This window comes from Pseudomonas fluorescens HK44 (assembly GCF_000217955.3).
GTDB lineage: Bacteria > Pseudomonadota > Gammaproteobacteria > Pseudomonadales > Pseudomonadaceae > Aquipseudomonas > Aquipseudomonas fluorescens_AQ.
Genome location: NZ_AFOY02000007.1, coordinates 18,959 through 38,359, shown reverse-complemented (window position 1 = coordinate 38,359; position 19,401 = coordinate 18,959). Strand labels below are relative to the sequence as shown.

At 59.7% G+C, this 19,401-nt stretch carries 19 protein-coding genes and 1 pseudogene; 10 read left to right on the top strand and 10 right to left on the bottom strand.

The features are described 5' to 3' along the window. The first annotated feature begins 78 nt into the window (after positions 1-78). On the top strand, positions 79-513 hold the full coding sequence (locus HK44_RS05775; protein WP_019693116.1) for a hypothetical protein: 435 nt from the start codon (positions 79-81) through the stop codon (positions 511-513). Further along, positions 513-917, top strand: a complete 405-nt coding sequence (locus HK44_RS05770; RefSeq protein ID WP_019693117.1) for an META domain-containing protein — start codon at positions 513-515, stop codon at positions 915-917. Before HK44_RS05775 ends, HK44_RS05770 begins: the two co-directional genes overlap by 1 nt. Before the next feature lie 171 nt (positions 918-1,088). Here HK44_RS05770 and HK44_RS05765 read toward each other — a convergent pair whose 3' ends face one another. Continuing rightward, the gene (locus tag HK44_RS05765) at positions 1,089-1,556 is read right to left on the bottom strand and encodes a TlpA family protein disulfide reductase (RefSeq protein WP_019693118.1); all 468 of its coding nucleotides are present in this window, start codon (positions 1,554-1,556) and stop codon (positions 1,089-1,091) included. Positions 1,557-1,673: 117 nt separating this feature from the next. Here HK44_RS05765 and arsC point away from each other — a divergent pair, with 117 nt between their 5' ends. Genes arsC through HK44_RS05750 form a run of 3 tightly spaced genes read left to right on the top strand, consistent with a single transcriptional unit; the run spans position 1,674 to position 3,047 of the window. Then, positions 1,674-2,027, top strand: a complete 354-nt coding sequence (gene arsC / locus HK44_RS05760; protein WP_019693119.1) for an arsenate reductase (glutaredoxin) — start codon at positions 1,674-1,676, stop codon at positions 2,025-2,027. Continuing rightward, positions 2,024-2,620 (top strand): NAD(P)H:quinone oxidoreductase, encoded by a 597-nt coding sequence (wrbA, locus tag HK44_RS05755; protein ID WP_019693120.1) that lies wholly within the window; start codon positions 2,024-2,026, stop codon positions 2,618-2,620. Before arsC ends, wrbA begins: the two co-directional genes overlap by 4 nt. A gap of 1 nt (position 2,621) precedes the next feature. Continuing rightward, entirely contained in the window at positions 2,622-3,047 is a 426-nt protein-coding gene (locus tag HK44_RS05750) for a DUF2069 domain-containing protein (RefSeq protein WP_019693121.1), read from the top strand. Positions 3,048-3,160: 113 nt separating this feature from the next. Here the strand turns inward: HK44_RS05750 and HK44_RS05745 are convergent, their stop codons facing one another. Together HK44_RS05745 and ttcA are read right to left on the bottom strand one after the other, a co-directional pair. Beyond that, entirely contained in the window at positions 3,161-3,832 is a 672-nt protein-coding gene (locus HK44_RS05745; RefSeq protein ID WP_019693122.1) for a DNA-3-methyladenine glycosylase I, read from the bottom strand. Positions 3,833-3,899: 67 nt separating this feature from the next. Then, complete coding sequence (gene ttcA, locus HK44_RS05740) at positions 3,900-4,724, bottom strand: tRNA 2-thiocytidine(32) synthetase TtcA (RefSeq protein WP_019693123.1); 825 nt, start codon at positions 4,722-4,724, stop codon at positions 3,900-3,902. A 436-nt stretch (positions 4,725-5,160) separates the two neighbouring features. On the opposite strand from ttcA, the gene HK44_RS05735 reads away from it, so the two are divergent. Together HK44_RS05735 and HK44_RS05730 are read left to right on the top strand one after the other, a co-directional pair. Then, complete coding sequence (locus HK44_RS05735) at positions 5,161-5,763, top strand: Yip1 family protein (protein ID WP_019693124.1); 603 nt, start codon at positions 5,161-5,163, stop codon at positions 5,761-5,763. Between the two features lie 185 nt (positions 5,764-5,948). Then, positions 5,949-6,443, top strand: coding sequence for a SprT family zinc-dependent metalloprotease (locus tag HK44_RS05730; RefSeq protein WP_019693125.1), 495 nt, complete (start codon positions 5,949-5,951; stop codon positions 6,441-6,443). 140 nt (positions 6,444-6,583) lie between these two features. On the opposite strand, the gene HK44_RS05725 is transcribed toward HK44_RS05730, so the two are convergent. Continuing rightward, positions 6,584-7,765 (bottom strand): CaiB/BaiF CoA transferase family protein, encoded by a 1,182-nt coding sequence (locus tag HK44_RS05725; protein WP_019693126.1) that lies wholly within the window; start codon positions 7,763-7,765, stop codon positions 6,584-6,586. A 145-nt stretch (positions 7,766-7,910) separates the two neighbouring features. Continuing rightward, a complete protein-coding gene (locus HK44_RS05720) occupies positions 7,911-9,245 on the bottom strand; it encodes a dicarboxylate/amino acid:cation symporter (protein WP_019693127.1) in 1,335 nt (444 codons plus the stop codon). Positions 9,246-9,580: 335 nt separating this feature from the next. Here HK44_RS05720 and HK44_RS05715 point away from each other — a divergent pair, with 335 nt between their 5' ends. Continuing rightward, positions 9,581-10,579, top strand: a complete 999-nt coding sequence (locus HK44_RS05715) for an AraC family transcriptional regulator (RefSeq protein ID WP_019693128.1) — start codon at positions 9,581-9,583, stop codon at positions 10,577-10,579. A 278-nt stretch (positions 10,580-10,857) separates the two neighbouring features. Here HK44_RS05715 and HK44_RS05710 read toward each other — a convergent pair. From HK44_RS05710 to HK44_RS05700, 3 genes and pseudogenes are all read right to left on the bottom strand, one after another. Continuing rightward, positions 10,858-11,933 (bottom strand): annotated as a pseudogene (locus HK44_RS05710) (IS110 family transposase). Between the two features lie 174 nt (positions 11,934-12,107). Continuing rightward, the gene (locus HK44_RS05705; RefSeq protein ID WP_019693129.1) at positions 12,108-13,454 is read right to left on the bottom strand and encodes an ATP-binding protein; all 1,347 of its coding nucleotides are present in this window, start codon (positions 13,452-13,454) and stop codon (positions 12,108-12,110) included. Then, positions 13,451-14,128 carry a response regulator transcription factor gene (locus HK44_RS05700; RefSeq protein ID WP_019693130.1) on the bottom strand — a complete coding sequence of 226 codons (678 nt, stop codon included), beginning with the start codon at positions 14,126-14,128 and terminating at the stop codon, positions 13,451-13,453. The genes HK44_RS05705 and HK44_RS05700 overlap by 4 nt, the downstream gene beginning before the upstream one ends. Before the next feature lie 239 nt (positions 14,129-14,367). Here HK44_RS05700 and HK44_RS05695 point away from each other — a divergent pair, with 239 nt between their 5' ends. Both HK44_RS05695 and HK44_RS05690 read left to right on the top strand, forming a co-directional pair. After that, complete coding sequence (locus HK44_RS05695; RefSeq protein WP_019693131.1) at positions 14,368-15,159, top strand: dienelactone hydrolase family protein; 792 nt, start codon at positions 14,368-14,370, stop codon at positions 15,157-15,159. Positions 15,160-15,383: 224 nt separating this feature from the next. Further along, on the top strand, positions 15,384-16,109 hold the full coding sequence (locus HK44_RS05690; protein WP_019693132.1) for a 4'-phosphopantetheinyl transferase family protein: 726 nt from the start codon (positions 15,384-15,386) through the stop codon (positions 16,107-16,109). Positions 16,110-16,241: 132 nt separating this feature from the next. Here HK44_RS05690 and HK44_RS05685 read toward each other — a convergent pair whose 3' ends face one another. Both HK44_RS05685 and HK44_RS05680 read right to left on the bottom strand, forming a co-directional pair. Further along, positions 16,242-17,852 (bottom strand): ATP-binding protein, encoded by a 1,611-nt coding sequence (locus HK44_RS05685; RefSeq protein ID WP_019693133.1) that lies wholly within the window; start codon positions 17,850-17,852, stop codon positions 16,242-16,244. Next, on the bottom strand, positions 17,849-18,574 hold the full coding sequence (locus HK44_RS05680) for a response regulator (RefSeq protein WP_019693134.1): 726 nt from the start codon (positions 18,572-18,574) through the stop codon (positions 17,849-17,851). Before HK44_RS05680 ends, HK44_RS05685 begins: the two co-directional genes overlap by 4 nt. Between the last annotated feature and the right edge of the window lie 827 nt (positions 18,575-19,401).

The following is a 19,401-nucleotide window of genomic DNA, read 5'->3' as shown; positions in this document are numbered from 1 at the left end:
AGCCTGATCGAAGGTCGCAACCATGGACCATGTCCGATTCTTTCGCGTGCTAGCATATCGCGCATATTTGGAGGACCCATGGTCGAACACGATTTCCGCTACAGCCTGATGAACCCGCAACACACCCTGACCGAATGCCGCGCGCTGACGCCGGGGCGTTATCAAGTCACCGGCAACGGCGGCTCGATCCGCGCCGATGACGTGCTGTTGGTCACCCTCAAAGGCAGCAAGGACTTGTCCATGCGCCTGACCGTTGAAAACGTTCGCCACCTGCTCAAGCCCATGGGCCAGTGGGTTGCCGTGGCCAGTGGTCCGGTGTTTGGTGAACTGGCGATCCACAACTGGCAGGTGAACTGCGACAGCTGCGCCGTCGATCTGAAATTCGAGTTCGCGGTCGACGCCAAGCTGGGCAACAAGGCCGAAAAGCCAGCCGCCACCGCACGGATTGCCGAACTGGGCTGGACCACCGCCAGCGAGAAGCACCTGTGCCCGAAATGCCAGGAGCCCGTGTAATGAAACACCTCGTTCTGGCCGCGATGGTGGGCGCCAGCCTGCTGGGCTGCGCCGCTGAGCCGGTGCAACTGCAGCAGGATCGCAGCTATGTGCTGGAGTGGATCGGCGAACGTCCGCTGATCGACTACAGTCACCTGACCATCACCTTGGGTGAAGACGGTCGTGCTTATGGCAATGGTGGCTGCAACCACTGGTTCGCGCCCTACACGCTGGACGGTGACAAGCTGAGCTTCGGCAAAGTCGGCAGCACTCGCAAAATGTGCGCCCCGGCCCTGATGGAACAGGAAAAACGCTTCCTGCAAGCACTGGAAACCGTGCAGCGCTGGGACATCTCGCCGATCGAGCAGATGCGCTTCTGGCCCGCTGAAGGCAAGCCGTTGCGCTGGTGGCTTGAAGAAGGCTAAACCCTCTGTGGCGAGGGAGCTTGCTCCCGCTGGGCCGCGAAGCGGCCCTGAACCCTGCTATTTCATTTCGTCAGGCACGCCGCATTACTCGATTCTACGACTGCTTTGCCCGAGCGCGGACCGACCGGCGGGAGCAAGCTCCCTCGCCACAGGTGGGTGCTCGGCCCGTCGTCAATTCATCGCCTGCAACGCCTTGAGCTTCGCCATCACCCCCGCCGCCGTCTGCTCACCCATCAACTGTTCGCGCACCTTGCCCTTGTCATCGATGATGTAAGTCACCGGTAGCGCCTCGCTGCGCGGCAATTCGAAGCGGTCGGCCGGGTCCTGGGCCAGCACGGTGAACGTGATCCCGAGCTTTTCACTGGCGCTCTTGAGCTCTTCGCCCTGCACATTGTCGAAATTGACCCCGAACACACTGATCTTCTGACCTTTGAGCTGTTCAGCCAATACGTTCAATTGCGGGATCTCGGTACGGCACGGGCTACACCATTCGGCCCAGTAATTAAGCACAAACCATCGGCCATCCAACCGCTCGGACGCCACCTTCTGTCCCAGTTGATCGGTGCCGTAGTCATAGCCACAGCCGCCAAGCAGTAAGGTTGCGAAGAGGGCCAATGCTGCTGTCAGTCGCCTTGTCATGAGGTCATCCTTACTCAAAAAAAACAGGTTCTGCTGCGACCCATCGCCTCCCAAGGTTCAGGACTGCTCGCCGCACAGGTAGAATAGCCGCCACCTTACGCAAGATGCGAACCGCACATGACCGATCTGACGCTTTATCACAACCCGCGCTGCTCGAAATCCCGCGGTGCGCTGGAACTGCTGGAAGCCCGTGGCCTGACGCCAACCGTGGTCCGCTACCTGGAAACCCCGCTGAACGCCGCGCAGCTGCAAAGCCTGCTGGGCAAACTCGGCATCAGCGCCCGCCACTTGCTGCGCACCGGCGAAGACGAATACAAAACCCTGAACCTGGCCGACAGCAGCCTGAGCGAAGCGCAATTGATCGCCGCCATCGCCGAGCATCCGAAGCTCATGGAACGACCGATTCTCGAAGTCGGTGACAAAGCCGTCATCGGCCGTCCGATAGAAAACCTGCTGGAGATACTGCCGTGAGTGCGCCGTACATTCTGGTTCTGTATTACAGCCGCAGCGGCTCGACCAATGAAATGGCCCGACAGATTGCCCGTGGCGTGGAACAGGCCGGGATGGAAGCGCGCCTGCGCACAGTGCCGGCGATTTCCAGCGAATGCGAGGCGGTGTCGCCGGACATTCCCGACGAAGGCGCGCTGTACGCCAGCCTCGACGACCTGAAAAACTGCGCGGGCCTGGCCCTTGGCAGCCCGACCCGCTTCGGTAACATGGCGGCGCCGCTGAAGTACTTCCTCGACGGCACCAGCAACCTGTGGCTGACCGGCGCACTGGTGGGCAAACCGGCCGGAGTCTTCACCTCGACGGCCAGCCTGCACGGCGGCCAGGAAACCACCTTGCTGTCGATGATGTTGCCATTGCTGCACCACGGGATGCTGATCACCGGCCTGCCCTACAGCGAATCGGCATTGCTCGAAACCCGCGGTGGCGGCACGCCTTACGGCGCCAGCCATCATGCCGGTGCTGATGGCAAAAGCGGTTTGAACGAGCATGAAGTCGCACTGTGCCGGGCCTTGGGTCTGCGCTTGGCAAAAACCGCCCTGAAACTGGAGCGCTAACGTGGCCAAAAAGCCGAAGGTGCTGCCCTCCATCGATTGGCTCGAACCGCGAGTTCGGACGATGCGCGTCATCAGCCTGCTGTGCTACTTCGGCCTGGCGGGATTACTCTGCGCCTATTACCTGATGATCGCCGACCTGCATGGTGCACGGCCGTGGGTCATCCTGCTGATCGAGCTGGTGCCCTTGTTGTTGCTGGCACCGGGCATGCTCAGCGGCAGCGCGCGCGGGCATTCATGGATGTGCTTTGTGGTGAACCTGTATTTCATCAAGGGCGCGACTGCCGCGTTCGACCCGAATCGACAGGTGTTTGGTCTGCTGGAAATGGCCGCGAGCCTGGCCGTGTTCTGTTCGGCGTTACTGTATGTGCGCTGGCGGTTTCAGTTGAACCGCAAGCTGGCTGGCGAAGACGCCCCCTCCGTCGCCTGACAGGACGCCATCGCGGGCAAGCCTTGCTCCTACGGTTTTAAGTAGAACGTATCATTTGGGTACGACACAAAACCGTAGGAGCAAAGCTTGCTCGCGATGAAGGCGACACGCTCTCAATGATTGACGGTGTAAGCCAGCATCATCGAAATCTGGCACATCGGCCGGCCACTCTCGGCGTGCCATTGGTTGAAGGCGTTCTGCACCGTTGCCAGATCGCGCAGGCTGGTAGGCACCTTGTCGATGATCTCTTGCGCATTCAGCGCCGCGACCACGTCATAGCTCGGCACGAAGGTGTCCTTGCCGACCATCCGCAGAAACCGCGGCGCCGATAACCCGCCCAACTGATGCCCGTGTTTGGCCAGGTATTTCCACAGGCCAACGATATCGGTCACCGGCCACCCGGCAATCAATTCGCCGAAGCTGCCCTTCTCTTTCGCCACGTCCAGGATGAACTGCGCATTGCGCGGCACGCTCTTGAGCTTGCCCAGGTGGCGGATGATCCGCGCGTCCTGCATCAGCCGCTCAAGGTGCTCGGCGCCCATCAGCACGACCTTTTCCGGGTCGAACCCGAAGAACACTTCTTCGAATGCCGGCCACTTGGCATCCACCAGGCTGTGCTTGAGGCCTGCACGAAACACCCGCAACGCCAAGGTCGACAGGTAGCGGTCATCGCTGATCTTGCGCAGTTGTGCCGGGGTCTTGGGCACGGGCAGATGGGCTTCCAGTTCGGCTGCCGAACCAAAACGGTTCAGACAGTATTCGTGCAGCCACTTGTAATCGCGCATGCCCTCTCCTGAGCAATGAAATAAAAACGGCGCCCACGAGCGCCGTTAAGTCAGAACGGTCCAGCAATCAGAGATTCACCACATTGACGAAACGCGACGCAGCGCTTTCGTCGATACGCAGGTTGGTGAAGTCGAACAGGTTGCGGTCCGCCAGCTGCGACGGAATGACGTTCTGCAAACCACGGAAAATGCTTTCGGTGCGGCCGGGCGTCTTGCGTTCCCATTCCTGAAGCATTTCCTTGACCACCTGACGTTGCAGGTTTTCCTGGGAACCGCAGAGGTTGCACGGGATGATCGGGAACTGCTTGAAGTCCGAGTAAGCCTGAATGTCTTTCTCGTTGCAGTAGGCCAGCGGGCGGATCACTACGTTACGGCCGTCGTCGGCACGCAACTTCGGCGGCATGGCCTTGAGCGAACCGTTGTAGAACATGTTCAGGAAAAACGTCTCGACGATGTCGTCGCGGTGATGACCGAGGGCCATTTTGGTCGCGCCGATTTCGTCGGCGAAGGTGTAGAGCGTGCCGCGACGCAGGCGCGAGCACAGCGAGCAGGTGGTCTTGCCTTCCGGCACCAGTTCCTTGACCACCGAGTAGGTGTCTTTTTCGACGATGTGGTATTCCACGCCCAGCGCTTTCAGATAGGCCGGCAGCACATGCTCAGGGAAACCCGGCTGTTTCTGGTCCATGTTCACCGCGACGATCTCGAACTTGATCGGCGCCACCTTCTGCAGGTGCATCAGCACGTCGAGCATGGTGTAGCTGTCCTTGCCACCGGACAGGCAGACCATGACCTTGTCGCCGTCTTCGATCATGTTGTAATCGGCGACGGCTTCACCGGCTTGTCGGCGTAGACGTTTCTGCAGTTTGTTCTGGTTGACCGAAAGAGTGCCCATGGCGCTTGAAATCCGCGAGGTGTGACGAAAGGCCGACATTTTACGCAAAAACCCTTCGGGGGCGAAGAGCCTGGAGTCCGCGCTTTGTCTGACTTGAGCATACCCCTGTGGCGAGGGAGCTTGCTCCCGTTCGACTGCGCAGCAGTCGTAAAACCTGCGGCTACGGTTGCGCTGAAAAAAACGAAGTGTCTGTATTGGGGCCGCTTCGCGCCCCAGCGGGAGCAAGCTCCCTCGCCACAGGGGCGATACCCAGATCGAGCAGCAATTAACCCCGGGGTTTACAGCGCGATTTGCTCTAAAGCCCCTCACCTGTGACAGCCAGTACTTTCTATACTGCGACATAAGGTCGCATGCATTTCAGACCTCTACCGACTTGGCCACTGGCCCGTAGGCGCTCCGCTGGGGGGCGATAGCAATCACGAAGGAGTGACTGACTATGATCCATCACGTCGTGGGGCTGTTCACCCACCCTGATCAAGAATGGAAAGAAATCCGTGGCGACCAAGAGGAAAGTATCGGCCACATGTACCTCACCCACACGCTGATTCTGGCGGCAATACCGGCTATCTCGGCGTTTATCGGCACCACCAAGGTCGGCTGGGTCATCGGTAGCCGCGCGCCGGTCATGCTGACCCAGGAAAGCGCGGTCTGGATGACCATCATGTCGTACCTGGCGATGCTCGGCGGGGTCGCGGTGATGGGCGCGTTCATTCACTGGATGGCTCGCACGTATGACGCCAGCCCGAGCCTGGCACGCTGTGTCGCGTTTGCCACCTACACCGCCACGCCACTGTTCATCGGCGGTCTGGCGGCGCTGTACCCACATATGTGGCTGGGCATGGTCGTCGGCACCGCGGCCATCTGCTACACCGTGTACCTGCTGTATGTAGGGCTACCGACCTTCATGAACATTCCGTCGGATGAAGGATTTCTGTTCTCAAGTTCAGTGCTCGCCGTAGGGCTGGTGGTGCTGGTTGCAATCATGGCATTCACCGTGATTGTCTGGGGCCTGGGCGTCGGCCCGGTCTATACCAACTAGTACGGGCAACTTACAACGAGCAAATGAAGCGGGCGAAGGACGCTGCCTATAAAACAAACAGGGATCTGCCAACACAGGCCGCCGCAAGGCGGCCTTCTCTATTGCGCGACGACCATTCGGCGCCTGAGCGATTCGCAATGAGCACGGTTTGCAGCATACTCGACGCCTCTGGAGATCCGCCAAGCATGCCCGAGCAACTCAATTCCCGCGTCGAAGACTGTTTCCAACAAGCCGAATCCTTTTTCAAACGCTCCTTCAAACGCCCGGTGGTCAGCCTCAAGTTGCGCGGCCAGAAGGCCGGCGTAGCGCACCTGCATGAAAACCTGCTGCGCTTCAATCCGCAGCTGTACCGGGAAAACGCCGAAGACTTCCTCAAACAGACCGTGGCTCACGAAGTCGCGCACCTGATCGCCCATCAACTGTTCGGCGACCGCATACAGCCGCATGGCGAAGAATGGCAATTGATCATGCGCGGAGTGTACGAACTACCGCCAAACCGCTGCCACACCTACGCCATCAAACGCCGCAGCGTGACTCGCTACATCTACCGCTGCCCCTGCGCCAACAGCGACTTCCCGTTCTCGGCCCAGCGCCATAGCCTGGTGCGGCAAGGGCGGCGGTATTTGTGCCGGCGTTGCCGCAACACATTGGTGTTCAGCGGCGAGATGCGGGTCGAGTAGCAGGATGTGTGGCGTCCATACCGACGCCATCGCGAGCAGGCTCGCTCCCACATTATTTGATCTCTGGTGTGCACAAATTATGTGTTCACAGAAGACCCATTGTGGGAGCGAGCCTGCTCGCGATGAGGCCCTCAAAAAACCTACAAAACCACCTTGCTACGCCGCAGCCCTTCAATCCTCCCAGCGCTATAGCCCAACTCACCCAACACCTGATCGGTATGCTCACCCAACGCCGCGCCGATATATCGTGGCTCGGGCAAGCCCTCTGAAAACTTCAACGGACAGGCCATCTGCGCCTGTGTAGTGCCGTCGTTGCGTGGCACCCGGGTAACCAGATCCCGAGCCTTCAGCTGAGGGTGCTCAACCGCTTCGGCCAGGCTCAGCACCGGCTCGACGCAAGCATCGAGTCCGGCAAACAGCGTGCAGAGTTCGGCAAAGTCATGTTTCTCGAATTCGATCTGAAATGCCAGCTTGAGCGCCTTTTGCTGCTCGGGCACGGGCGACAGCCCCAGTACCGCCAGCTCCGGCTGACCCAGCGCCGTGCACAACTGCTGCATGAAATCCGGTTCCAGGCTACCGACTGACATCCAGCGACCATCGCGAGTACGGTAATAGTCGTAGAAGCTGCCGCCATTGAGCATCTGATCTTCACGTCCCGGTGTGACACCGCAGGCCAGATACCCCGCGCCCGCCATGGCATTCAGGCTGAATGCGCAATCGGTCATGCTCACGTCCAGGTGTTGCCCCTGGCCACTGTGCTGGCGGGCAATCACCGCCGCCAACAGGCCAATCACCCCATGCAGTGAACCACCGGCAATGTCCGCGACCTGAATGCCCAACGGCAGCGGCCCGCTATCCTCATGCCCGGTGTAGCTGGACACGCCGGCCAGTGACAGGTAATTGATGTCGTGACCGGCGCGGTCCTTGTAGGGGCCCGTCTGGCCGTAACCGGTGATCGAGACGTAAATCAGCCGCGGATTGATCGCTTTCAGGGCCTCGTACCCCAGCCCCAGGCGCTCCATCACTCCCGGACGAAACTGCTCGAGGAGGATGTCGTGGTCCTGCAGCAGTTGCTTGACCACCTCCAGCGCTGCCGGCTGCTTGAGGTCCAGCGCCAGGCTGCGCTTGTTGCGATTGAGGTAGGCGTGGCTGGCAGAAGTGCCCTGATCGTGGGGTGGTAAAACCCGCACCAGGTCCATCCGGGTCGGCGATTCGATCCGCAGCACCTCAGCCCCCATGTCCGCCAGCAACAGCGAGGCGAACGGCCCCGGCAACAGCGTCGAGAAATCCAGAACCTTGAGTGATGCCAGTGGGCCTTGCATGGTCATTCTCCGTCAGCGATACCTAAAGCCTAGGCAGCCGATGACCTGGCAGCAATCACCTTAACCATCAGTCGGACTGACCTTTGCGCTCAAACCTGCGGCAATAAAAAACCCGCCGAAGCGGGTTTTTCATCAACGCGAAGAATTACTTCACCGAAGTCGGGGCTGGGCTTTCAGCCACATGCGCATCGTCTTCGCCATGCGTATTGGTGATTGCGCGACCACCGGAAGCCAGTTCCTCATGCATCTGGTCGACATCCAGCTCTTTGACCCACTTGGCCACGACCAGGGTCGCAACCGCGTTACCCACCAGGTTGGTCAGGGCGCGGGCTTCGGACATGAAGCGGTCGATACCCAGGATCAGCGCCAGACCGGCAACCGGCAGGTGACCGACTGCAGACAGGGTGGCGGCCAGCACGATGAAGCCGCTACCGGTCACACCGGCCGCGCCTTTGGAAGACAGCAACAGCACGATCAGCAAGGTGATCTGGTGAGTGATGTCCATGTGGGTGTCAGTCGCCTGAGCGATGAACACCGCGGCCATGGTCAGGTAGATGGCAGTACCGTCCAGGTTGAACGAGTAACCGGTCGGGATCACCAGACCCACAACGGATTTCTTCGCGCCCAGACGCTCCATCTTGATCAGCATGCGTGGCAGTACCGATTCCGAAGAGGACGTACCCAGTACGATCAACAGCTCTTCACGGATGTAGCGAATCACTTTCAGCACGCTGAAACCGTGAGCGCGCGCGATGCTGCCCAGCACGACCAGAATGAACACCACGCACGTGATGTAGAAGCACGCCATCAACTGACCCAGCTGCACCAGCGAACCCACACCGTAGGCACCGATGGTGAAGGCCATGGCGCCCAGGGCACCGATTGGCGCGAGCTTCATGATCATGTTGATGATGTTGAACATCACGTGGGCGAAGCGATCGATGAAGTCCAGGATCGGCTTGCCGTACGAACCCAGGCGATGCAGGGCGAAACCGAAGATCACCGAGAACATCAGCACTTGCAGGATATCGCCGTTGGCGAACGCGCCGACGATGGTGGCCGGGATGATGTTCAGAATGAAGCCAACGACGCTTTGATCAGCACCGGCCGCTACATAGGCCGCAACCTTGGAGGCGTCCAGTGTGCTGACATCGATGTGCATGCCGTTACCTGGCTGCACGACGTTGACCACTACCAGGCCCACCAGCAATGCGATGGTCGAAACGATTTCGAAGTACAGCAGCGCGTAACCGCCGGTCTTGCCGACCGACTTCATGTTCTGCATGCCCGCGATACCGCTGACGACAGTGCAGAAGATGATCGGTGCGATGACCATTTTGATCAGTTTGATGAACCCGTCACCCAGTGGCTTGAGCGCCACGGCGGTCTGCGGGTAGTAGTGACCGAGCAGGATGCCGATAGCGATGGCAACGATCACCTGGAAATACAGGGATTTGTACAGTGGCTGACGAGTCGTCATTGCAAAGTTCCTCAAGAGCACCGCGCTGCAATCAATCATCTGAGGCAGGCGACACCTAAAGTGCGAACCCTCCTGCACCGGAGGGATTTGTTTTGTCGAGCTGCGCGCTGGCAGACCTCTCGCCCTTATCGCAAAGCCCGTGCCACCTTGCCAGAATCGCCCAAAAGCCTTTTGCTATCAGGGCTGCCGGGGTCCCTTCATGTATTGACCATCCGACTAAAGTGGCGGATTTCCGCCCATCAACCGGTTCCCGTCCTGCAATTTGGCGGATATCCGCCTTGTCCCGCCACGAGGTCGTGGCTACTATCCGCCACTCAATGGACGGACCAGACCCCATGCGCGAACGTACCATCGCCAGTCATTTTGCTCGTGCGGCCCTCGGTGGCGCACGCCGACGCGGCTATGACTATTCGGGTCTGTTGCAGCAGCTGGGGATCAGCGTCGAATTGCTCGACGAACCTCGCGCCAGGATCGCGCCTGAACAGTTCACCAGCCTGCTGCAAGGGCTCTGGCAAGCGTTGGATGACGAATACCTGGGCTTTGCCCGCGGCCCAAGCAAACGCGGCACCTTCGCCATGATGTGCCATGCCTTGATTCACTGCCGCACGCTCGAGAAAGCACTCAGTCGCGGCTTATTATTTTATAGCCTATTCCCCGATGCTCCGCGCCTGACCCTGACCCGTGAAGGTGAAATGGTTCGTTTGAGCCTGGATGATGCTCAGCTGTGGGACCCTGATCACTTTTTCAGCGAATGTCAGCTGGTGATCTGGCATCGACTGGGCAGTTGGCTGATCGGTCAGCGCATTCGCCTGGAACAGGCCTGTTTCAGCTACCCGAAACCCGGGCACGCTGCCGAGTACGACCTGCTGTTCCCCTGCCCGATGGTGTTTTCGGCCGAGCAAAGCAGCCTGCTGTTTCACAGCCGTTACCTGCACATGCCGCTGTTGCAGGATGAACGGACCCTCAAGCATTTCCTCGAACGCTCGCCCGCCGACCTGTTGTCGCGCCCGGATGACGGCGATAGCCTGAGCAGCCAGTTACGGCGCCTGCTCAGCCGCGACAGTGCGCGCTGGCCGGACCTGGAAGCGGTTGCCGCACACCTGCACATCAGCCCGCAGACCCTGCGTCGACACTTGCGTGAAGAGGGATCGAGTTTTCAGGAGTTGAAGGACCAACTGCGCCGCGACATAGCGATTTATCACCTGAGCCGTGCCGACCTGTCGTTGCAACAGATCGCCGAACAACTGGGATTCTCCGAACCGTCGGCGTTTCACCGGGCATTCAAGAAGTGGACCGGATTGACGCCAGGCGCCTATCGCGCACAGGAAAATTGAGTTTCAGGGCTAACTTTCTGGATGCGCCCACTGGCCCCTTCGCGAGCAGGCTCGGCTCCCCACATCTATGGTTACCCCCCCTCTTTCTGCAATACTGTTTTTGATGCGTGGTTTTGGCTTGGCTTTCATCTATCCGGCCGTCTGTGTGTGGGGTGGCAACAACCCGCGCCCTCGATGAGAATCGATGCCCGCGACGATCCTAATTATTCGAACGGCCTTTCAGCCGTGTGGGGAGCTCAGGGTTGTCGTCAGGCCGGTTGGCCGTTCACGTCATCAGTTTATCCAGCATCGCCAAAACCAGGTGGGTGGTGCTCGGGTGACAGCAGGGTCCAGGCGTTCATCGCGGCTGGCCCTGCATCGAATTCCGTGTGGTGGGGCCGGCAATCGCCCAGGCGATCCTCGCCAGCTTGTTGGCCAGCGCGCAGACCACATGGTTGGAGTGATGGTGGGCCAATAGCTGCCGGACCCAGTCCGCCAGCCAGCCTTTCTGTCGGTCCAGTTGCATCAGGTAAACACGGGCACATTGGACAAGCAGGCGCCGCTGGTTGCGATCACCTCGCTTGCTGATGCCCAGCAGGACGGTCTTGCCGCCCGTAGAATGCTGGTTTGGGTATCAGCCCGATTGAGGCCGAATAGCCTCGGCCGCATTTGAACTGCTTGCCATCGCCCAATTCGGCAGCCAGGACGCTGGAGGTGATCGGGCCTACGCAGGGCATGGTCATCAAACGAGCCGCCAGATCATCTTCGGCGGCCTGGCATTCCACTTCCTTGTCCAGCGTCTTGATCTGCCCATCCAGATAGGTGAAGTGCTCCTGCAACCTCGTCAGAAGTTTTTTGATGGGCACAGGAATTGAACTCGCTTCAAGCCGAGCGGGCAGTTCTTTGATGGGCTTGAAGCCTGTGGCCAGACTGACGCCGACCTCCAAAAGCGCTGCGTGAATCCGATTGACGGTCGCGGTGCGCTCTTTGATGAACGAATCGCGTGTCGAGTTGAGCATGGCCAGCAGCTGCTGAGCCTGGGTTTTGGGGTGTACAAAGCGCATTGTTGGACGAGTCGCCGCCTCGCAGATCGCTCGGCATCAGCGAAGTCGTTTTTGTTGCTTTTCACGTAAGGGCGTACGAGATGCGGGGCAATGAGCTTGGGCGTATGTCCCAGCTTCGCGACCTCCTGCGCCATGAAGTGGGCTCCGCCGCAGGCTTCCATCACAACGGTGCAGGGTTCGAGATTCATCAGGTGCTGCATGAGCGCCGCACGAGTAAACTTTTTGCGGTAACTCATGACCACGATCATCTTGCGCGTGTAGAGGAAAGAGTGTTTTCCCAGATCGATGGCGGCAATAGCTACTTTGTTCATGGCAACGGTCTCCGATGAGCCCCCTGCGAAAGCTTAGTGGGCGATCACAGGGGGCGGCGGGGGTAGCCATTTCATTATTTGATCTCTGGTGTTCACAAATAATGTGTTAACAGCATATCCCCTGTGGGAGCGAGCCTGCTCGCGAAGAGGCCCGAAAGAGCACCGCCCACTACCTCAAACCACCGGAAAATGTATCCGGAATGCCGCGCCGCCCAACGCTGAATCCCCCAGGGTCAACTGTGCGCCGTAGCTCTCAATGATGTCCTTGACCACCGCAAGGCCGATGCCCTGCCCCGGGTGTTGGCGGTCCAGCCGTTCGCCGCGCTGAAGAATCCGCGCACGCTGATCCAGCGGCACGCCCGGGCCATCATCTTCGATACACAGCTCAACACCACTCATGGTTTGCCGCAGGCTGATGCGCACTTCGCCCAGGCACAGGCGATAGGCGTTTTCCAGCAGGTTGCCGAGCATTTCCAGCAAGGCGCCCTGCTCGATCGGCACGTAGCACGGGTTCGGCAGGTCGAACGAGGTCCGTACCTGCTTGTCGCGATAGACCTTGTCCAGTGTGTCGCAAAGGCTTTGCAGCACCGGCCGCAACCGCACCTGGTGGCGCACCAGACCGCTTTTACGCAAGCTCGCGCGCTGCAACTGATAGCTGATCTGTTGGCTCATGCGCTCGATCTGCGATTGCAGCACCCACGCCTGCTCCCGATCTTCCGGCCGTTGGGCCATGTCTTCACTGACCCCTTGCAACACCGCCAACGGGGTTTTCAGGCTGTGAGCCAGGTCATCCAGAGAATCGCGGTAGCGACTGCGCTGCTCGCGCTCGCTGCACAGCAAACGGTTCAGCGAGCCCGTCAGGCGCAACAATTCGCGGGGATGTTCTTCACTGAGGCTTTCAAGGGCACCGTTCTCGATCTGGTCCAGTTCCAGGCTCAAGCGTTTCAATGCCTGCAAGCCCCAGGTCAGGCCGATCCACAACAGCGACAGCAATACCAGCAACGCGGCGCCAAAACCCAGGTAGAGTTTTTCCCGCAGGCCTTCGAGTGTCTGCTCGTACTCACGCACCGGCTGCAGCGCGACAATACTGAACGCTGCGCTTTTACCGCCGAGCAGCTTGACCTCGACGTCATAGACGAAGAATTCCTGGCCGTTGGTCTCACGAATCCGGGCGAATTGATCGCCGTGTCCGTCGTAACGCGGTCGGTAACTGATGTCCTCATCATGAGTCGCCCGCGAGCGCCAGACCAGATGACCGTCGCGATCATAGATGTAGCCCAACAGGCGACTGTCGGTGAGGTTGAGGAGCTCATCCGGCAACTGCGTGGGCATCACTAATCGGTTGCCTTCAACCCGCGCAGCAGATATCAGTGTGGTGACATCCGAGGCCAGGCGCTGCTTGATCGAATCTTGCAGCGCCAGGCTGAACGCGCCCTGCATGGCCGGCAACAAGGCCAGCATGAACAGCACCGCCAGTGTCGTGGCGGCGAGCATCAGGCGCAGGCGCAGCGATCGAATCACCGGCAGCGCTCGTTGAACAGGTAGCCCAGACCACGCACGGTATCGATCGGCTTGAAGCCGGTCGGCCCTTCCAGCTTGCGCCGCAGACGGCCGACCAGCACTTCGATCACGTTTGGATCACGCTCGTCGTCGTCCGGATAGAGCTGTTCCATCAAACGGTCCTTGGCGACCACCTGCTGGTGATGACGCATCAGGTATTCGAGGATCCGGTACTCGTAAGCGGTCAATGCCAGCGGCTGCTCGTCAAGGGTTGCCTGCTTGCGATTGAGGTCCAGCACCAGCGGCCCGGCAACGATAGTTGACTGGGTAAAACCGCTGGAACGACGGAGCAAGGCGTTCAAGCGCGCGTCCAGCTCTTCGAACTGGAACGGCTTGACCACGTAATCGTCGGCACCGGCGGCCAGGCCTTCGACCTTGTCCTGCCAGTTGCCGCGCGCGGTCAGGATCAGGATCGGAAAGGTTTTGCCTTGCGCACGCAGTTGGCGAATCAGGTCCAGCCCGCCCATGCCCGGCAGACCGAGGTCGATTACCGCCAGGTCATGGTTGAATTGCCCGGTCTGGTACAAGGCCTCTTCGGCATTGGCCACGGACTCGACCACGTGGCCATTGTCGGTCAGGCGGGTTTGCAGGTGATGACGCAGCAGCGCTTCGTCTTCGACGACCAGCAGTTTCATAACGCTCTCCCAGGCAAAATCAACATCTCCACAGGTACCTCGCACCTCGATTGCTAATACGCCAGTAACGGTAACCCGGTTCAACCAAGGTGTTTGGCAAAACCTGCTGCATCATCCCGGACAACCCTGACGAAGTAACCGATACCACAGTTGTGACTGCAGGTTAACCACAACGCGCTGAACTCGGACTGAACAGGATCGACTAGGCTGTCTGAACGTCTGTTAAAGGAGCCTCAACCATGCGCGCATTGATCGCACTCGTTTTACTCGCCTTGAGCGGCCTCAGCCAAGCGGCAATCAAGACTCAGGAGATCCCTTACAAGAGTGCCGACGGAACTGAAATGATCGGCTATTACGCCTATGACGACAGCATTCCGGGGGCTCGCCCGGGCGTAGTGGTGGTCCATGAGTTCTGGGGGCTCAACGACTACGCCAAGCGCCGGGCCCGCGACCTCGCCGGGCTGGGCTATAGCGCACTGGCGATCGATATGTATGGCAACGGCAAAAACACCGAGCACCCGAACGATGCCATGGCGTTCATGCATGAAGCGCTGAAAAACAGCGCAACGGCCAGTGCCCGCTTCAATGCCGGGCTTGACCTGCTGAAAAAACAACCGCAGACCGACCCGAAAAAACTCGCGGCGATCGGTTACTGCTTCGGCGGCGGGATTGTCCTCGATGCTGCCCGCCAAGGGGCACCGCTGGCGGGTGTGGTGAGTTTCCACGGCGTATTGGCGACAAGCACCCCGGCGACGCCCGGCAGCGTCAAGGCCAACGTACTGGTGGAGCACGGTGCTCTGGACAGCATGATCACCGCGGATCAAGTGGCAGCGTTCAAAACCGAAATGGACAAGGCTGGCGCCGACTATAAGTTCGTCAGCCTTAAGGGTGCCAAGCATGGTTTCAGCAACCCGGACGCTGATCGCCTGAGCCACGGCGATCACGGCGGTCCGGACATCGGCTACAACAAAGCCGCCGATGAAAGCTCGTGGGCGGACATGAAGGCGTTCTTCAAAAAGATCTTTGGCTGATCGCTGCCTGCACCCGCCTTGTGGCGAGGGAGCTTGCTCCCGCTGGGTCGCGAAGCGGCCCCCAAAACCTGCACATGCATTCACTCGAATGTACCTAGTACGCAGGGTTTGCGATGGCTACGCCATCGAACGGGAGCAAGCTCCCTCGCCACACCAGCACTGCGCGCCAGATGTTTACAAAGCGGCCACTACCCAGCTCTTGGTCAACCCGGCAAAATGCCGGGATGAACCCGCTCCCCGCTCTCCCCGCCTGCTGCACGCCGCTCGATGCCCACTGGCCGTTGCCTGATGCGCTGCCCGACACGGTGCTGCTCAGCACTCGTTTCGATCCGTCGTTGCTGGTGTTCGATGACTTCCGACGCAGCACCATCGAACCGCCCCCCAGTATCCAGCGCTCGGTCGCCAAACGTCAGGCCGAGTTTCTCGCCGGGCGGGTGTGCGCCCGGGCCGCCTTGCAGCAACTGGAAGGTCTGGACTGCATTCCGGCGATAGGCGAGGACCGCGCGCCCGTATGGCCCGTGCATATCTGCGGCTCAATCACCCACAGCACCGGCCGGGCCGCGGCCATCGTTGCACGCAAGACACATTGGCGGGGCTTGGGCATGGACCTGGAAAACCTGCTGAACGCCGAACGTGCCGAGCGTCTGGCCGCAGAAATCCTGACCCCGCCCGAACTCGGACGCATGGCCGCGGGCCGTCAAGATCAGCTGGCGCTGTGGGTGACACTGACCTTCTCGGTCAAGGAAAGCCTGTTCAAGGCGCTCTACCCCATCGTGCAGAAGCGCTTTTATTTCGAACATGCCGAGGTGCTGGAATGGGCCGACAGTGGGCATGTGCGCCTGCGTTTATTGACCGACCTCTCCAGCGAATGGCACTACGGCACGGAACTGGACGCACAGTTTGGTGTGCACGATGGACAACTGTTGAGCCTGGTCAGCATTAAGGCCTGAAGGTTTTCAGCGCCTGTTCGACCGTCATCGCGAGCAAGCTTTGCTCCTACCGGTGTGGCGTCAGTCGCGAGCGACACAGATCCGTAGGAGCAAAGCTTGCTCGCGATGAGGCCCTTACAGACGGTAAAGATCTCAGGGCTTTTCCTGATTTCTGGGCCAGCTCAGGCTGAAACACGCGCCCCCCAGGCTTTTACTCTTGCCAATCAACGCCCGACCGCCATGCCAGTGAACGATCCGGCGCACGATGGACAACCCCAGGCCGTGCCCACCGGACGCCCGGGTGCGGCTGTCATCCAGACGCAAAAATGGCGTGAAGATCTTTTCCCAGGCATTTTCCGGCACGCCCGGCCCATCGTCTTCGACATCGACGCGACAACGCTGCTGCCCCACCTGATAACTGATCGACACCCGGGACTGGGCGTGACGCATGGCGTTGCTCACCAGATTCTGCAACGCCCGATGCAGGTAGCGCGGCTCAGCGTCGACCCAGGCGCCATCGCAATCGGCAGCCGACAGGCACAGGCCGCGATGCACCGTCACGTTGGCGCGTAAGGGCGCCAGTTCGTCGATCACCTGATTGACCAAGGCATCGAGGTCGACGCGCTGGAAGTTCAGCGCCGGCGACCCCTGCTCCAGCCGCGCATACGTGAGCATCTCGTCCACCAGGCCATCGAGGTCCTGGATATCGTGATCCATGCCTTCCAGGTATTTCTCCCGCGCTTGTGGCGTGCTCGCCGTGCTGATCATCTCCAGCCCAAAACGCAACCGCGCAACAGGCGTGCGCAGCTCATGGGATACCGCACGCACCAGTTCACGCTGAATTGCCAGCAGTTGCTGCAAGTGCTCGGCCATGCCGTTGAACGCTGCCGCCAATCGCCCCACCGAATCCGCACCCCGTGCTGGCACGCGGGTTTCCAGGCTGCCTTTGGCGATCCGCGTAGCGGCCGACTCCAGACCTCTCAAGCGGCGCTCCAACTGGCGCACCAGCAAATAGACGATCAACCCGATCAGGCTCAGGCCCAATGCAGCGATCAACACCAGCCAGTCCGGCGGGTACGGGTTCATCTGATACAAGGGACCGATTTCCAGCACCCAGGGCGTACCGACCATCCCGGCAAACACCCGGATCGAATCGCCGCCCTTGCCTAGCGCCATCACCGTGTCGCCTTCAGAGACCCGACGGCTCTGGTCTTCGTCCATGTCCGCCTGATCGACCGTAATCAGTTGCAGCTCAAAGCCGAAGCCCTTGTCCTTCTTCAACACCTCAAGACGCTTGGGCTGCTCGGACACCGGATAACGCACCAACTCATCGGCCAACAGGTAAATGGTCGCACGCGCCAGTTGCTCACTGATCTGTTGCACTTCCCCTGTCAGCACCAGCTGTTCTTTATCGCTGACCAACCGATAGACTTTCGCCGCGTGCGGGCCGGTCTGCTCCACCAGCGCCTGACCGTGCAGCACCCGCGTGCGCTGGCTCAGGTCGAGATCGGTCTGGGCGAAGGTCTGCAAGCTCAAGGGAATGCCCAGCAAACGCTCCCACACCAGCAACGCTCGATGACGCTCGGTCTCGTTCATCGGTTGCAGATTGTCGGCCATCAAGGAAAACGTACCGTGGGCCAGGCGCTCGCGGTATTGCTCGCTGCGCACCTGATTAAGCAGGTGCAAGGCCAGTACGCCGAGCACCGCCACCAAAATCAGCGCTGCGCACATGCCGCCATAAATGCGCAGGAAGATCGAGTTCACAGGGGCTGATCTACACAGGCTTCAGGAACGAACAGATAGCCCTTGCTGCGAATGGTCTTGATCAATCGCGGATGGTCCGGGTCATCGCCGATCTTCGGCCGGATCCGCGAAATGCGTACATCAATCGAACGATCCTGACCGTCGTAGCCGATGCCTCGCAGCGCCGTAAAAATTTCCTCGCGCGACAGAATCCGCCCGGCATTGGCCACCAGCAGCCAGAGCAGATCGAACTCGGCACTGGTCAACTCGATGCCGGTGTCCTGCAGCCACGCCTCCCGCAGGGCGTTATCGACGACCAGCGGGCCGAACTGCAATCGACGAAGTTTTTCCGGTACCGCAGGTTCTGCTGCTTCACTGCGTCGCAGCAAGGCCTGGACACGTGCCAGCAACAAACGCGGGCGCACCGGTTTGCACACGTAGTCATCGGCGCCCATGTCCAGGCCCTGGATCTGGTCCATATCGTCAGTGCGCGCAGTGAGCATCAGGATCGGTCCGTCGTAGTGATCACGGACCTTGCGGCAAATCGTCAGGCCGTCTTCGCCGGGGAGCATCAGGTCAAGGATCACCAGGTCCGGTTGCTCGGCGATAATCCGCGCCGCCGCCAGCGCTCCATTGCCTTCCAGGGTGACCCGCAGACCGTGGCTTTCGAGGTACTCACGGGTCAACTCGGCCAGGCGCTGGTCATCCTCGACAATCAATACCTGCCAGGTTTCTTGCTCCACGGGTGACCTCTTTGCCGAACGCTATTAAGGAAGGCTCCACTCGTCTTTTTGTAATGATTGGAGTGGATAAGACTGCATATGCAGTGACCGATTGTAGCAATGCCTTCCCTTGAGAACACAAGCTGGCAAATGCGCTCGGTAACTGCGTTTTTTTGTGATAGGGTTCGCGCCCGCAAAAATCAGCCCAAGGCTATTTTTCAGGGCAAAATTCGATGACAAACGGTTCACCCCAGCAGCGTTGCGGCCTACACGCCGATTGACCGTTTCATACACATTTTACGCACAGCTTTATCCACAGGTAGTACGTTGCAATCATCCCCCAAAACGCATTATCTTGTAGCCCGCGCTAAAAAAAACCCTACATGTAGGGGTTTACGCAAAAAACCAAACACAAATCAGACACCAAATTCAAGCGCTTTTATTGCCTCTGTCTGGTTGAACCAAACGCATTTTCAGAAGCCCAAACCGCATTGAAGCAGGCTGCGTGAAAACGTAACGAGCGAAGGTAAGACAAGGCAAAAACAGGCGAGGACGCGGAGTTTACAAGCTGTAAATGAGCAGTCCGAGCCTGTTTTTAACGCAGGATTACTCGCGTAGCGCCGAAGGCGCGCAGCACGCAGTAGTTGTCACGCAGCCTGCGCGGATGGCGACTGTTTTTTAGCCACAACGGCGAAAACGGTACGGGTGTTGCAGTCAATCACTGCCGCCCAAATGGAATTCGGTTTTCAGCCCCTGGCTTGAGACCAAAGACTTCGGCAAGGAAGCGGTGCTCGACAGCCCCTTCCTGACTGTCCCGAAGTGGTTATGCCCGGCGCTTGCCGGTTGTA

Bases quoted from the DNA above. Each gene is read 5' to 3' on its own strand.
- HK44_RS05700 (WP_019693130.1), bottom strand. From the start codon at position 14,128: ATGAAACTGCTGGTCGTCGAAGACGAAGCGCTGCTGCGTCATCACCTG.
- HK44_RS05695 (WP_019693131.1), top strand. From the start codon at position 14,368: ATGCGCGCATTGATCGCACTCGTTTTACTCGCCTTGAGCGGCCTCAGC.
- HK44_RS05735 (WP_019693124.1), top strand. From the start codon at position 5,161: ATGATCCATCACGTCGTGGGGCTGTTCACCCACCCTGATCAAGAATGG.
- HK44_RS05770 (WP_019693117.1), top strand. From the start codon at position 513: ATGAAACACCTCGTTCTGGCCGCGATGGTGGGCGCCAGCCTGCTGGGC.
- HK44_RS05745 (WP_019693122.1), bottom strand. From the start codon at position 3,832: ATGCGCGATTACAAGTGGCTGCACGAATACTGTCTGAACCGTTTTGGT.
- ttcA (WP_019693123.1), bottom strand. From the start codon at position 4,724: ATGGGCACTCTTTCGGTCAACCAGAACAAACTGCAGAAACGTCTACGC.
- HK44_RS05765 (WP_019693118.1), bottom strand. From the start codon at position 1,556: ATGACAAGGCGACTGACAGCAGCATTGGCCCTCTTCGCAACCTTACTG.
- HK44_RS05715 (WP_019693128.1), top strand. From the start codon at position 9,581: ATGCGCGAACGTACCATCGCCAGTCATTTTGCTCGTGCGGCCCTCGGT.
- HK44_RS05690 (WP_019693132.1), top strand. From the start codon at position 15,384: ATGAACCCGCTCCCCGCTCTCCCCGCCTGCTGCACGCCGCTCGATGCC.
- arsC (WP_019693119.1), top strand. From the start codon at position 1,674: ATGACCGATCTGACGCTTTATCACAACCCGCGCTGCTCGAAATCCCGC.
- HK44_RS05720 (WP_019693127.1), bottom strand. From the start codon at position 9,245: ATGACGACTCGTCAGCCACTGTACAAATCCCTGTATTTCCAGGTGATC.
- HK44_RS05730 (WP_019693125.1), top strand. From the start codon at position 5,949: ATGCCCGAGCAACTCAATTCCCGCGTCGAAGACTGTTTCCAACAAGCC.
- HK44_RS05775 (WP_019693116.1), top strand. From the start codon at position 79: ATGGTCGAACACGATTTCCGCTACAGCCTGATGAACCCGCAACACACC.
- HK44_RS05725 (WP_019693126.1), bottom strand. From the start codon at position 7,765: ATGCAAGGCCCACTGGCATCACTCAAGGTTCTGGATTTCTCGACGCTG.